General features: G+C 43.2%; 12 protein-coding genes. All 12 read left to right on the top strand.

Annotated elements, in window-relative coordinates; genetic code table 11:
* Nucleotides 1-5: 5 nt before the first annotated feature.
* The 12 genes from A8805_RS07170 (at nucleotide 6) to lepA (ending at nucleotide 13,904) form a co-directional block, all read left to right on the top strand.
* Complete coding sequence (locus A8805_RS07170; protein ID WP_109709515.1) at nucleotides 6-452, top strand: GNAT family N-acetyltransferase; 447 nt, start codon at nucleotides 6-8, stop codon at nucleotides 450-452.
* 25 nt (nucleotides 453-477) lie between these two features.
* A complete protein-coding gene (gene argJ, locus A8805_RS07165) occupies nucleotides 478-1,701 on the top strand; it encodes a bifunctional glutamate N-acetyltransferase/amino-acid acetyltransferase ArgJ (RefSeq protein WP_109709514.1) in 1,224 nt (407 codons plus the stop codon).
* A gap of 11 nt (nucleotides 1,702-1,712) precedes the next feature.
* Nucleotides 1,713-2,615, top strand: a complete 903-nt coding sequence (gene argB, locus A8805_RS07160) for an acetylglutamate kinase (protein WP_109709513.1) — start codon at nucleotides 1,713-1,715, stop codon at nucleotides 2,613-2,615.
* Nucleotides 2,602-3,792, top strand: a complete 1,191-nt coding sequence (locus A8805_RS07155) for an aspartate aminotransferase family protein (RefSeq protein ID WP_181392760.1) — start codon at nucleotides 2,602-2,604, stop codon at nucleotides 3,790-3,792. Before argB ends, A8805_RS07155 begins: the two co-directional genes overlap by 14 nt.
* A gap of 162 nt (nucleotides 3,793-3,954) precedes the next feature.
* A complete protein-coding gene (locus A8805_RS07150; protein ID WP_109709512.1) occupies nucleotides 3,955-4,386 on the top strand; it encodes a DMT family transporter in 432 nt (143 codons plus the stop codon).
* Nucleotides 4,387-4,514: 128 nt separating this feature from the next.
* The gene (locus A8805_RS07145; protein WP_109709511.1) at nucleotides 4,515-5,144 is read left to right on the top strand and encodes a helix-hairpin-helix domain-containing protein; all 630 of its coding nucleotides are present in this window, start codon (nucleotides 4,515-4,517) and stop codon (nucleotides 5,142-5,144) included.
* 111 nt (nucleotides 5,145-5,255) lie between these two features.
* Nucleotides 5,256-5,945 (top strand): response regulator transcription factor, encoded by a 690-nt coding sequence (locus tag A8805_RS07140; RefSeq protein WP_109709510.1) that lies wholly within the window; start codon nucleotides 5,256-5,258, stop codon nucleotides 5,943-5,945.
* Nucleotides 5,902-7,374 (top strand): sensor histidine kinase, encoded by a 1,473-nt coding sequence (locus A8805_RS07135; protein ID WP_109709509.1) that lies wholly within the window; start codon nucleotides 5,902-5,904, stop codon nucleotides 7,372-7,374. Before A8805_RS07140 ends, A8805_RS07135 begins: the two co-directional genes overlap by 44 nt.
* Before the next feature lie 200 nt (nucleotides 7,375-7,574).
* Nucleotides 7,575-8,507, top strand: a complete 933-nt coding sequence (locus A8805_RS07130) for a GerMN domain-containing protein (protein ID WP_109709508.1) — start codon at nucleotides 7,575-7,577, stop codon at nucleotides 8,505-8,507.
* Nucleotides 8,504-10,783 (top strand): DNA internalization-related competence protein ComEC/Rec2, encoded by a 2,280-nt coding sequence (locus A8805_RS07125; RefSeq protein ID WP_181392759.1) that lies wholly within the window; start codon nucleotides 8,504-8,506, stop codon nucleotides 10,781-10,783. Before A8805_RS07130 ends, A8805_RS07125 begins: the two co-directional genes overlap by 4 nt.
* A 46-nt stretch (nucleotides 10,784-10,829) precedes the next feature.
* Complete coding sequence (holA, locus tag A8805_RS07120) at nucleotides 10,830-11,822, top strand: DNA polymerase III subunit delta (protein WP_109709789.1); 993 nt, start codon at nucleotides 10,830-10,832, stop codon at nucleotides 11,820-11,822.
* Between the two features lie 267 nt (nucleotides 11,823-12,089).
* Nucleotides 12,090-13,904 (top strand): translation elongation factor 4, encoded by a 1,815-nt coding sequence (gene lepA / locus A8805_RS07115; protein ID WP_109709787.1) that lies wholly within the window; start codon nucleotides 12,090-12,092, stop codon nucleotides 13,902-13,904.
* The last annotated feature ends 172 nt before the right edge of the window (nucleotides 13,905-14,076 follow it).

Below are 14,076 nucleotides of genomic sequence, written 5' to 3'. Positions count from 1 at the left end.
ACAATATGATTCGGATAATGACGATAGATGATTATGACGGTGTATATAGTTTATGGAAGAAAATAAAAGGATTTGGCCTGCGAAGTGTTGACGATTCCAGGGAAGGGGTGCAGAGGTTCCTTAGAAGGAACCCGACAACCAGTATTGTAGCCGAGGAGGACGGCAAAATTGTGGGAAGTATTCTGTGCGGTCATGACGGACGGAGAGGCTGTTTATATCATGTGTGTGTAGATGCCCAATACCGGAGACGCGGCATTGGAAAAGAGATGGTTGTAAAAGCAATGGAAGCGTTGAAACAGGAGGAAATTAATAAGGTCTCCTTGATAGCATTTACAAAAAATGATATAGGCAATGCTTTTTGGAACACAATTGGCTGGACGCGGAGATTAGATTTGAATTATTATGACTTTGCATTGAACGAAGAAAACATAACTGCCTTTAATGAGCAGTAAAAGATATGACGAAAGGAAGTTGAATATGGAAATAATCAAAGGCGGGGTAACCGCAGCAAAAGGATTTCAGGCAGCATCGGCAGCAGCAGGGATTAAGTATCAGAACAGGACAGATATGGCACTTATATATAGTAAGAAGCCATGTAAGACAGCGGGTACATTTACAACAAATGTAGTGAAGGCAGCTCCTGTGAAATGGGATAAAAAGGTAGTGGACAGTGGTGTCAAATCCCAGGCGGTCATCGTGAACTCAGGCATTGCAAATGCATGTACCGGAGAGGAAGGGTATGGATATTGTGAAGAAACAGCTAAGGCAGCAGGAAAAGCACTGGGAGTGGAGGCAGAAGGAGTTCTGATCGGTTCTACCGGTGTCATAGGAATGCAGCTTCCTATAGATAAGTTGAAGGAAGGTGTTTTGAAGCTTGCAGCCAATAAAAATGGCTCTGCAGAGAATGGGACACTGGCTGCGAAGGCAATTATGACTACAGATACTTTTCAGAAAGAGATTGCCGTTACAATCCAGGTTGGAGATAAAACAGTTACAATAGGCGGAATGGCAAAAGGCTCAGGAATGATTCATCCCAACATGTGCACGATGCTTTCCTTTATCACCACAGATGCTGTGATTTCAAAAAAAGCATTGCAGAAGGCATTAAGTGAGGATGTGGAAGATACCTATAACATGATATCCGTAGATGGTGATACTTCAACAAATGACACAGTACTTCTTCTTGCCAATGGAATGGCAAAAAATGAAAAAATTAAATACGGAACAGAAGAATATGAAAAATTTGCGGAAGCTCTTCACATAGTAAATGAATATCTCGCCAAGAAAATAGCTGGTGACGGAGAAGGCGCAACTGCCTTATTCGAGGTAAAGGTAACAGGGGCATCTACGAAAAAGCAGGCGAAGACACTGGCAAAATCTATTGTATGTTCCAATCTGACGAAAACTGCAATTGCCGGACATGATGCGAACTGGGGACGTATTTTATGTGCAATGGGATATTCCGGTGCACAGTTTGACCCGGAAAAAGTAGATTTGTTCTTCGAGAGTAAAGCAGGCAGAATCCAGATTATAGAAAACGGCACAGCTGTAGACTACAGTGAAGAAAAAGCAACTGAAATATTATCACAGCCAGAAGTTACGGCGACAGCAGATATCAAAGAAGGTACAGAAAGTGCAGCAGCATGGGGATGCGACCTGACTCATGGTTACATTGATATCAATGCGGATTACCGGAGTTAAGGAGGAATATTATGCAGGAAAATATACAGCAATACCTGGACAAAGCGCAGGTACTAATAGAAGCACTTCCCTATATCCAGCGTTTCAACCGTAAGATTATTGTCGTAAAATATGGCGGCAGCGCTATGGTTGATGAAGAGTTGAAAAGACAAGTAATTGAAGATGTTACACTTTTAAAGCTGGTTGGGTTTAAGCCTATTATTGTACATGGGGGCGGTAAGGAAATCAGCAGATGGGTTGGCAAGGTAGGTATGGAGCCTCAGTTTATCAATGGTCTGCGTATTACAGATACAGATACGATGGAAGTTGTGGAAATGGTGCTCGGTAAAGTGAATAAAAGTCTGGTTCAGCTCGTGGAAGAACTGGGGGTCAGGGCAATTGGAATCAGCGGCAAGGACGGAGGCCTGCTGAAGGTAGACAAGAAACTCTCAGGCGGTGAGGATATCGGGTTTGTAGGAGAAGTGAAGAAAGTAAATGCGGAAATTCTCTATGACCTTCTTGAAAAGGATTTTCTTCCCATTGTTTGTCCCGTGGGGCTGGATGATGAGTATAACACATATAACATCAATGCAGACGATGCGGCCTGTGCCATTGCCCGTGCAGTACAGGCAGAAAAACTGGCATTTCTGACGGATATTGAAGGGGTTTATAAAGATCCGGATGATCCGAAGACCTTAATTTCAGAGCTCCGGGTAGAGGAAGCCCAGGAATTGATGAAAGAAGGCTACATAGGGGGCGGGATGCTGCCTAAGCTGCAGAATTGTATCGATGCCATAGAAAACGGTGTTTCAAGAGTCCATATTCTGGACGGCAGAATCGCACACTGTCTGCTTTTGGAGATTTTTACAAATAAAGGAATTGGAACCGCAATTTTAGGTGGTGAAGAAAGTAGGTATTATAATGGTGAACAGTAAGATTCAGGCAGGAGAGGAAAATCTTCTGCACGTATACAATCGGTTCCCCATTGCCCTGGACCATGGGGAAGGGATGTATGTATACGACACGGATGGAAAAGAATATCTTGATTTTGCCGCTGGTTTCGCAGTGACGGGCCTGGGATATAATCATAAAGAATTTAATGAAACACTGAAAGAGCAGATTGATAAAATATATCATATTTCCAATCTTTATTATCATGAGAACTGCGGAGATGCGGCCAGGGCATTGAATCAGGCATCAGGCATGGACAGAGTGTTCTTTACAAACAGCGGCAGTGAGGCCAATGAGGGAGCTCTCAAATCTGCAAGACGGTATGCATACACCAAGCAGACCGGGCGGTATGAATTCATTGCTATGGAAAACTCCTTTCACGGGAGAAGCTTTGGCTCCGTATCTGTGACCGGACATGACTCTTACAGAGAACCTTTTGAACCAGTTGTTCCAGGAGTGCATTTTGCAAAATTTAATGATTTAGAGAGTGTGAAGGCACTGGTAAACGATAAAACCTGTGCAATCATTTTGGAGCCTCTTCAGGGCGAGGGCGGAATTAATCTTGCGACCCAGGAGTTTATGGAAGGAATCCGCCAAATCTGTGATGAGAATGATGTTTTGATGATTTGTGACGAGATCCAGTGTGGAATGGGACGTACCGGTACTATGTTTGCGTGGCAGGGATTTGGGGTAAAGCCGGATATTATCACCATGGCAAAAGCGATTGGAAACGGAATACCGGTGGGAGCCTTTGCAATGACAAAGAAAGTGGCAGAATACTCTTTAAAGCCTGGCGACCATGGTGCAACCTACGGTGGGAATCCTCTGGCATGTACGGCAGTAAAAAAAGTGCTGGAGATATTTGAGAAAGAACGCATTTTGGACCATATAAATAAAGTTTCTCCCTATCTGACGAAGCGTATGGATGAACTTGTGGCTAAATGGGATTGTATTGTGCAGAGAAAAGGAAAAGGCCTGATGCAGGGACTTCAATTTTCTATACCTGTGTCAGAAATAAATAAAAAAACTGTAGAGGAAGGACTGCTGCTGATTCAGGCAGAAGGGAATGTAATCCGGTTTGTCCCTCCGCTGATTTTAGAAGAGAAACATATTGATGAGATGATAGAAAAACTGGAGCGTGTTTTGACCGATAGTGATTAGCGAAACATTGAACACTTGACGAGGTTTTTCACGAGTCTAGTGTTCAATGTCGAGCTTAGCACGCAGGTCGTTCTTTGAGCCTGGCGAAAAGAACTTCCTCATGAAATGATAAAAACCAGTCACCCCGGACATACTACTATAGAAAATAGGAGGTATGAGGATATGATTGGTTTTTTTATTGCTTTGTTATCCGGTGCTCTTATGAGTGTACAGGGTGTGTTTAACACACAGGTAACAAAAACAACCGGAATGTGGGTTGGAAATGCATGGGTTCAGTTAACAGCATTTCTTGTGTGTGCGGTTGCATGGTTTGTCACTGGAAGAGAGAGTATTGCTGCAATTGGAAAGGTAGACCCAAAATATATGCTGCTGGGGGGAGTGATTGGCGCCGGTATTACATGGACTGTCATAAAAAGCATGGCTGCGCTGGGACCTGCGAAAGCGGCCCTTTTGATTGTTATTGCCCAGTTAATTGTGGCATATGTCATTGAACTCATGGGATTGTTCGGCGTTGAAAAAGAGCCGCTGGACTGGAAAAAGATAGGGGGGCTGGTTTTGGCCCTGATAGGGATTGCTATTTTCCAGTGGGAATGACGGCCACAGCCGTTTAACAAAAATGTAACAAAAACGTAAAAATATGTATTGTAATTTGAGCTATTATTCGATACAATATTAGTGTCCGGCGAGGGGATTCCAGGCAGCCGAAAGACTGTGAGGGAATTATGAAGGACAGGAGAAATACAGGAATCCGCAGATTTCTATATGTCATTTTGACGGTAATGATATTGACGGCAGGATGTAAAAAAGATAAGGCGGATGATTTTACAGAGTTGGAGTTAGGGCAGACCGGTGATAAAACAGCAGAAGAAACGGAAGAAAAAGCTGTGCAGCAGGAAGAAAAAGTATCTGCCGCAGTTTTTGTCTATGTCTGTGGTGCTGTACATGCCCCGGGAGTATATGAATTGGCTGGGGATGCCAGGGTATATGAAGCAATTGCGATGGCCGGAGGTGTGACTGAAGGAGCAGCAGGGGATGCTGTGAACCAGGCAAGACTGGCTGTAGACGGGGAGCGTATTTATATACCTACGGTGGAGGAGCTGGAAAAAGGGATTGTAGACGGCAGTTTGCCGGAAGTAACAGGAACGGACGCAAAGACAGAGGGAAAAGTAAATATTAATACGGCTTTGAAAGAGGAACTCAAAACACTGCCTGGAATCGGCGATGCAAAGGCAGACAGCATCATTTCCCACCGGGAATTAAACGGAGCATTTCAGTCTGTGGAAGACCTGATGCAGGTTGAGGGAATCAAAGAGGGAGTATTTAATAAAATAAAAGACAGGATCACGGTATAACCTTACAGTGGGAGGGCTGCCGTAAGGTTACAAGGACAAAGCGGAACAAGTTTTGTGTATCCGCTTTGGCTTTGGAAGGCTGGTATATCAGGTGTTAAGGGAAAGAGGAGTATGAGTAAAAAGAAGATTTTAGTAGTGGATGATGAAAAATTAATCGTAAAGGGGATTCGTTTCAGTCTTGAACAGGATGATATGGAAGTAGACTGTGCATATGACGGCGAGGAGGCATTGGAATATGCCAGGAACTGCGAATATGATCTGGTTCTTCTGGATGTGATGCTTCCCAAAATGGACGGATTTCAGGTCTGTCAGCATATTCGTGAATTTTCAGATATGCCGGTTGTCATGCTGACGGCGAAAAGTGAAGATATGGATAAAATCCTGGGGCTTGAATATGGAGCCGATGATTATATTACGAAGCCTTTCAATATTTTGGAAGTGAAGGCCCGCATCAAGGCGATTATGAGAAGAACTGCAAAGCGGGAGGAACCGGCAAACAGTCCGGTTATTGTGAAGGGAGCTATGCGGATAGATTGTGAGAGCCGCAGAGTATTCATCGGTGAGCGTGAGATTAACCTGACAGCAAAAGAGTTCGATGTACTGGAGCTTTTGGCAATGAATCCAAATAAGGTATACAGCAGGGAGAATTTGCTGAACCTGGTATGGGGATATGATTATCCGGGGGACGCAAGAACAGTGGATGTGCATATCAGGCGTTTGCGTGAGAAGATAGAGAAGAATCCAAGCGAGCCTAAATATGTACATACAAAGTGGGGAGTTGGTTATTATTTCCAGGGGTGATTTTCATTTCAAATATAATGGTAAGTTTCTAAAAAGTCTGCGGTTTTGTATCATACTTTTAATTCTCGTGGTATCAATCATACCATGTATCGCTGCTTACAGCGGAATTATTAAAGCTTATGAGACAAGGGCCATTTCCCTGAGAACCGCAGATATACAGAATCAATGTACAATTCTAAGCAATCAGCTAAACAGCTATAATTATCTGGCGGACACATCTTCCGAGGTTATCAATGCAAGTTTAACCCAATTGACAAATATATACAATGGCCGGGTAATGATTGTGGACAAGGATCTCAAGGTAATAAAAGATACGTATAGCCTGGATGAAGGCAAAACAATGGTATCTGAAGATGTGATCCGCTGTCTCAAAGGCAGCAGCATGAATTATTATGACAAAGAGAACCGGTACATAGAGGTGACTTCTCCGATTATGGAGGGGAAATCTGAGGAGATATCGGGAGTGATGCTGGCCAGTGTATCTACGGATACCATTGAAGACAGCCTGAAGATACTGCATACAAAGGGCAGTACTATTTTGGGTATCGTATTTATACTAATGCTTGGACTAAGCTTGTTTCTGGCAGGGTGGATTGTAAAACCACTGCATAAAATCACAGCATCTATTGCAAATGTGTCTGAAGGATATGATGATGAGGTACTTCATGTAAATACATTTACAGAGACAAAACAGCTTTCCGAAGCATTCAATAAAATGCTGAGGCGGCTGAAGCAGTTGGATGAATCCCGGGAGGAATTTGTCTCCAACGTATCCCACGAACTAAAAACGCCGCTGACATCCATGAAAGTGCTGGCTGATTCCCTTTTGGCCCAGGAAAATGTTCCGATAGAGTTATATCAGGAATTTATGGGGGATATTGCCAAAGAGATTGACAGGGAAAATGATATCATTACAGACCTGCTGACCCTGGTTAAGATGGACAAGACAGCACAGGATATGAATATCAAGACAGTAAACATCAATGAGCTTATGGAATTGATTTTAAAGCGTTTAAAACCTATAGCAGAGAATAAGAATGTGGAATTAGTTTTAGAAAGTTTCCGTCCGGTGTCGGCGGAAGTTGATGAGGTAAAACTAACTCTTGCTTTTTCGAACCTTGTGGAAAATGCGATTAAGTATAATCACAAAGAAGGCTGGGTCCATGTTTCCCTGAATGCGGATCACAAATATTTTTATGTGAAAGTGGCAGATTCAGGTATTGGGATACCGGAGAGTGACCAGGTGCATATTTTTGAGCGTTTTTACCGTGTGGACAAGTCACATTCCCGTGAGATCGGCGGTACGGGACTTGGGCTGGCGATTGCAAGAAATGCAGTGATTATACACAGAGGTTCTATCAAGGTATACAGCAGTGAGGGGGAAGGAACTACATTTACTGTCAGGATTCCTCTGACCTATGTTGCGTAAACTTGGGCTGCAAAGCAGCTTGTATATAGAACCAGACTGCGCAGCGGATTATGGTAACATCCATGTCACTAAGGAGGGAAAGGACCCCGCCTAAGTCGACAGGATGTACTTTGCAGCTAAGGTTTGAAAAGACCAAACCTACCTTATTGAACATTAGCAGTTCAATAAGTATAAGTTGCATAAGCATGGAGGTGGCATACATGAAAAGAAAATTATCAGGAATATTTTCCGTCTTTTTCTGCTTTCTCTTTTTGCTGTCTGCCTGTGCTAAGCGGACGGACGTAAAGGAAGGCAGCTCGTATATATACTGTCTGAATTCTGACAGAACAGGGCTGATAAAAGTGACTTACGAGGTGAAAGAGAGGGGGCCGCAGAAAGCAGCGGAACAGATGTTAAAAGAGCTGGAGACACCTGCGGAAGATATTGACTACACTGAGCCCATTCCAGAGGGCGTGAAGGTGAATAAATGTGAATTGGAAGGGGAAATCTTGTATATTGATTTTAATGAGGAATATGCAAAAATACAGCCCCTGGAAGAAAAGCTGGTGAGAGCGGCAATTGTAAAGTCCCTCGTCCAAATAAATGGAATCAGCGGCTTGTGGTTTACTGTTGAAGGCGAGGATCTGGCTGACAGTACAGGCAAGGTGATGGGCTATCTAAATGAAGATGATTTCGTACAGAATACGGGTTCTTCCCTGAACTCTTATGAGACGGCTGACCTGACCTTATATTTTGCAAATGAAACCGGTGATAAACTGGTTGCTCAGACAATAGAAGCAAAATACAGCAGTAATACATCCAAAGAAAAACTGATTGTAGAGAAGCTGATGAAGGGGCCTAAGAAGAATACAGGGTATCCTACAGTGAACCCGGATATCACTCTTCTGAGTGTTACAATTAAAGATAGAATCTGTTACGTGAATCTGGACGATGAATTTCTGAATGGAGGAGTCGACGTGAAGCCAGAGATTACCATTTATTCTATTGTCAATTCATTGGTGGAAGGGACAGCGGCAAATAAAGTACAGATTACGGTAAATGGAGAAAAAAATGTTTCTTATATGGAAACAGTAGATTTAACCCAGCTTTTTGAGGAAGACAGGAGCTGGGTAGAAGAAGCGGAGGGAGAATGATAAAACGGCCACTATGCATGGCTTCCGTTCTCTTTCTGGGTATACAGGCAATTCTGGTTGGAGGGTTCCATCTGGCGTCAGACTGGAAACCTTCCAGGCTGGAAAAGAGCATAGAAGGCAAGGCCCAGGTGGTTTTGGGCGGAACTGTGTACCGCAGGGAAGAAAAGGCGGAGTACGAAGTATTATATCTGAAGAACAATCAGGTTCATTTAAAAAATCAAATCTTTCAGGAATCTAAAATTCTAGTTTATATCAAAACAAAAAATCAGGCGTTAATTGGAAGCCATATACAAATCTCAGGGGAAGCAGGGGTATTTCAGGCTGCAAGAAACCCGGGGAATTTCGATCAGAAGCTTTATCATAGAAAAGAAGGAATTCATGTTTATGTGTGGGCAGATGAAATGCAGGTCAGGGATACCGATGTGGATATAATAAGTGAGAATCTGACGGTGCTCCGCAGGAAGTGGAAATCTATGCTTACGGAATATCTTGGGGAGTATTATGGGAATAGTATGAGCGCAATCCTGCTGGGGGATAAAGGAGATCTGGACAGTAATGTAAGGGATTTGTATCAAAAGAGTGGAATAGGGCATATTCTTGCTATTTCTGGTCTTCACATGTCATTTTTGGGAAATGGCCTGTACAGTATGCTGCGGAAAACAGGGATGCCCTTTAAAGCGGCAGGGACAGTTGGAATCTGTTTTCTGCTGGCGTATACTCTTATGACAGGCTGCGGGGTATCAAGTATCAGAGCTTTTATCATGTTTTTGGTGAGAATCGGCGCTGATATGGCTGGAAGGGATTACGATATGCCAACCAGTCTTGCACTGTCCGCAGCAATCATTACTGCGTGGCAGCCGCTGTATCTATTCGACGCAGGTTTTTTACTATCATTTGGTGCGTTACTTGGAATCACCGGGGTGGCTCCATGCCTGGAATTTTGTTTCTTGAAGGAAAGGAAGGGAGGAAAAGTTCCCCGGGGTATAAAGTTTTTAAAAGATTTCTGTTCCAGTCTGGCTGTCAACATAACACTTCTTCCAATTATGCTTTATTTCTTCTTTGAATTTCCGCCCTATTCTATATTTTTAAATCTCTTTGTAATTCCCTTAACATCTGTTGTCATGGGAGCGGGGGTGTTTGGTTCACTGACTGCCCTTGTCAGTAGTAAAGTAGGAGGGCTTATGCTTTTTATCTGTAAATGTGTTTTATATCTCTATGACAAAGCCTGTCAGATAAGTCTGAGCTTTCCGGGCAGCAGAATTATAACGGGACAACCTTCAAAAGTGATTATATTTTGTTACTACATACTCCTATTTTTGTTCTGTATTATTATCTATATATGTAAGAATAAGAGCCAGGCAGAGAAAAGGTACTTTCTGTTTTTAGCGAAAGAAGGGTGGAAAAAGATTTTTGGAGGCTTGTCCATGGCAATCATAGTTATAGTCTTAATTCTTCCAGGGTATTTTGCCTGCGGGGGTAGCGGGAAGCTTACGGTAACTATGCTGGATGTGGGACAGGGAGACGGGCTTTATATAAAAGGGCCTGAGGGTATGAACTATTTTGTGGATGGAGGAAGCAGTGATGTTTCGTCTGTAGGAAAATACCGGATAGAGCCTTTTTTGAAGTCTGGGGGTGTGGCAGTGCTGGATTATGTTTTTATTTCTCATGGAGATGCAGACCACATGAATGGAATAGAGGAGCTGCTGGAAAATCAAAAGATGGGAATCCGTATAAAAACTCTTGTATTGCCCCCCGAAGAAGTACAGGATGACTCTTTAAAGGTGCTGGCAAGAAAGGCAGCCGGACATGGGACGAGGGTGGCGGTAATGAATAAGGGAGATACATTGACGGAAGAGGAAATGAAGCTAACTTGTATGGCACCTGCACAGGAATATCATGGAGAGACGGGAAATGCCGCATCTATGGTTCTGGAAATAGAATTTCAGGAATTTGACATGCTATTTACCGGAGATGTGGAAGGTGAGGGCGAACAGCTTTTAGGAAGGAGTGGGCAATTAAAGAAATATGATGTCTTAAAAGCGGCTCATCACGGGTCTAAAAATTCAAGTTCAGAAGAATTTTTGGAACAGACAAAGCCCCGGATTTCATGGATATCGGCGGGGATGGAAAACAGGTATGGACATCCTCATGAAGAAACATTAGAACGGCTGGATGAGGTGGGGAGCCGTATATACAGCACACAGCAGTGCGGCGCAGTGACATTGGTTACAGATGGGAAGCGGCTGGAGGTCTTGCCGTATCTTGTTGAACATTAAAAAATCTTTTGCAAAACAGAATGCTTTCCTATATAATAGAACCACTATGAAAAGTTTGAATGAAGATTTAAAAACAGGACAATTTAGACAGATATATCTTCTTTATGGAGAAGAAAATTATCTGAAAAAACAGTATAAGGACCGTTTCACAAAAGCAATGCTTCCAGATGAGGATACCATGAATTATGCCTATTTTGAAGGGAAAGGCATAGATATCAAGGCAGTGATTGATTTGGCGGAAACATTGCCCTTTTTTGCTGACCGCCGCCTTCTTGTATTTGAAAATACAGGGTTTTTTAAGAGCGCCGGAGCGGACTTAGCTGATTATATCAAGGATGTGCCGGAAACCACGTACTTCATTTTTGTTGAAAATGAAGTGGATAAGCGCAGCAAGATGTACAAGGCTGTAAAGGCAAAAGGACATGTTGTGGAGCTGCCTTTTCAGGATGAGTCAACCCTGAAAAAGTGGGTTTTGGGACAGGTGCGCAGAGAAAACAAACAAATTTCCGAATCTACGGTACTTTATCTGCTGAATAAAGTAGGTACGGATATGGGGAATCTGCAAAAAGAATTGGAAAAGCTGTTCTGCTATACCTTAGACAAAGCTGGTATTACGCCGGAAGATGTGGATGCAGTCTGTGTTACCCAGATATCAAATCATATTTTTGACATGGTGAATGCTGTGGCTGATAAACAGCAGGAACGCGCCCTCTATTTGTATTATGAACTGCTGGCGCTGAAAGAACCTCCCATGCGTATTCTATTCTTGATGACCCGGCAGTACAGAATATTGTATCAGGTGAAGGCTTTGCTGAAGAAAAACTATGGAAGAAAAGAAATTGCCGCCAAAGTGGGGCTGCATCCTTTTGCGGCAGGAAAATATATAGAACAGGCCAGGTATTTCCGTTCTGAGGAGCTTAGGAGTATTATGGAGGAGAGTGCCGGGATAGAGGAGAGTGTGAAGACTGGAAGGCTTACAGATATACTTGCTGTAGAACTCTTTATTGTGAAGTACTCCTCTAAACAAACAGAAGCGTAAAAAAGAATCTCGCTTGCGAGATTCTCTGCCTGGGGTGGGTTGCGACAGCAACTACTTCTTTACTAACCCAGTGTAATCCCCCGGAGGGTTTTTATATAATAGGAACTGCATTTCCTATTATATAAAAAAGCTGTTTGAAAAAATGGTTGCCAAGCCAGAGGACGCGTGGTAGGATAACAGTGTTTCGTTTATCTGATTAATCAGATAAAGGTTTTGGCAGATGGAAAAGATATCATTGAATTTATGAGAGACATGGAGGAAAAGAAGTTGTCAGGAATAGATCAGAGTAAGATACGGAATTTTTGTATTATTGCACATATAGACCACGGAAAATCTACTTTGGCAGATCGGATTATCGAAATGACCGGACTTTTGACCAGCAGAGAGATGCAGTCCCAGGTACTGGACAATATGGAGCTGGAACGGGAAAGAGGAATTACGATTAAGGCGCAGACTGTGCGTACCGTGTATAAAGCGAAGAATGGGGAAGAATATGTGTTTAACCTGATAGATACCCCGGGGCACGTTGACTTTAATTATGAGGTGTCCAGAAGTCTTGCCGCGTGTGATGGGGCAATTCTGGTTGTGGATGCCGCCCAGGGCGTGGAAGCACAGACTCTTGCAAACGTATATCTGGCACTGGATCACGACTTGGATGTTGTTCCCGTTATCAATAAGATTGATCTTCCAAGTGCAGATGCTGACAGAGTAAAAGAAGAGATCGAGGATGTAATAGGGATTGACGCAGAAGATGCACCACTGATTTCTGCAAAGACAGGGCTGAATGTGGAAGATGTGCTGGAACAGATTGTACAGAAGATACCTGCTCCTTTGGGGAATGCATCGGCACCTTTACAGGCATTGATTTTTGACTCGCTTTATGATTCATACAAAGGCGTTATTGTATTTTGCAGGATTAAGGAAGGAACCGTAAGAAAGGGAACTACAATCCAGATGATGGCCACAAAAGCAAAGGCAGACGTTGTGGAGGTGGGGTATTTTGGAGCCGGCCAGTTTATACCATGTGAAGAGCTGAGTGCGGGAATGGTAGGTTACATCACTGCCAGCCTGAAAAATGTAAAAGATACCCGCGTAGGTGATACGATAACAAATGCACAGAATCCTTGTGAAAAACCTCTTCCTGGTTATAAGAAGGTAAATCCCATGGTATATTGCGGACTTTACCCTGCCGACGGCGCTAAATACCCTGATTTGAGGGATGCTTTGGAAAAACTACAGCTCAATGATGCCGCACTTCAATTTGAGGCTGAAACATCTGTAGCTTTAGGTTTTGGTTTCCGGTGTGGTTTTCTGGGCCTTCTTCATTTAGAAATTATCCAGGAGAGGCTGGAAAGAGAGTATAATCTGGATCTGGTAACGACAGCACCCAGCGTTATTTATAAAGTATATAAGACCAACGGGGAAGAGATTGATTTGACGAACCCGACGAATCTTCCGGACCCTGCGGAGATTGACTATATGGAGGAGCCGGTTGTAAAGGCGGAGATAATGGTTACTTCTGAATTCATCGGTGCAATCATGGACTTATGTCAGGAGCGGCGCGGTATTTATCAGGGAATGGAATATATAGAAGAAAAGCGTGCGGTTCTGAATTATCACCTTCCGCTGAATGAGATTATTTATGACTTTTTTGATGCTTTAAAATCCCGTTCCAAAGGATATGCCTCCTTTGATTATGAGATGCTGGGATATGAAAAGTCTGAACTTGTGAAGCTGGATATTCTTATTAATAAAGAAGAGGTGGATGCGCTTTCCTTTATCGTACACAGCGGTACCGCATATGAGCGGGGGAGAAAGATGTGCGAAAAGCTAAAGGAAGAAATTCCGAGACAGTTATTTGAGATTCCGATTCAGGCAGCAGTGGGCAGTAAAATTATTGCCCGTGAAACTGTAAGAGCTATGCGTAAAGATGTATTGGCAAAATGCTACGGCGGTGATATTTCACGTAAGAAGAAGCTTCTGGAAAAACAGAAGGAAGGAAAGAAGCGGATGCGTCAGGTAGGTAACGTGGAAATTCCGCAAAAAGCGTTTATGAGCGTGCTGAAGCTGGATGAGGATTAAGAGGGTGGAGAAGTACAAGAGTCTGACTTGTCAGGCTCTTTATTCTATAATAGGAAATTCCTGCGAATTTCCTATTATAGAACCCTCCGGGGGATGCACACTACGCTCATAAGGAAAATGGTGACTGAAGCAACCGCGCTTCGGCGCGAGAGTCTGGCAAACCAGACTCTTT

It is taken from the genome of Faecalicatena contorta (genome assembly GCF_003149105.1).
Taxonomy (GTDB): Bacteria; Bacillota; Clostridia; order Lachnospirales; family Lachnospiraceae; genus Muricomes; species Muricomes contortus_C.
Note: the sequence above shows the minus strand (reverse complement) of the source record. Positions and strands in the feature narration are given on the sequence as shown.

Excerpts from the sequence above, each read along its gene's own strand:
- argJ (WP_109709514.1), top strand. The coding sequence starts at position 478 with ATGGAAATAATCAAAGGCGGGGTAACCGCAGCAAAAGGATTTCAGGCA.
- A8805_RS07125 (WP_181392759.1), top strand. The coding sequence starts at position 8,504 with ATGATAAAACGGCCACTATGCATGGCTTCCGTTCTCTTTCTGGGTATA.
- A8805_RS07130 (WP_109709508.1), top strand. The coding sequence starts at position 7,575 with ATGAAAAGAAAATTATCAGGAATATTTTCCGTCTTTTTCTGCTTTCTC.
- A8805_RS07155 (WP_181392760.1), top strand. The coding sequence starts at position 2,602 with ATGGTGAACAGTAAGATTCAGGCAGGAGAGGAAAATCTTCTGCACGTA.
- A8805_RS07150 (WP_109709512.1), top strand. The coding sequence starts at position 3,955 with ATGATTGGTTTTTTTATTGCTTTGTTATCCGGTGCTCTTATGAGTGTA.
- A8805_RS07145 (WP_109709511.1), top strand. The coding sequence starts at position 4,515 with ATGAAGGACAGGAGAAATACAGGAATCCGCAGATTTCTATATGTCATT.
- holA (WP_109709789.1), top strand. The coding sequence starts at position 10,830 with ATGAAAAGTTTGAATGAAGATTTAAAAACAGGACAATTTAGACAGATA.
- argB (WP_109709513.1), top strand. The coding sequence starts at position 1,713 with ATGCAGGAAAATATACAGCAATACCTGGACAAAGCGCAGGTACTAATA.
- A8805_RS07170 (WP_109709515.1), top strand. The coding sequence starts at position 6 with ATGATTCGGATAATGACGATAGATGATTATGACGGTGTATATAGTTTA.
- A8805_RS07140 (WP_109709510.1), top strand. The coding sequence starts at position 5,256 with ATGAGTAAAAAGAAGATTTTAGTAGTGGATGATGAAAAATTAATCGTA.
- A8805_RS07135 (WP_109709509.1), top strand. The coding sequence starts at position 5,902 with ATGTACATACAAAGTGGGGAGTTGGTTATTATTTCCAGGGGTGATTTT.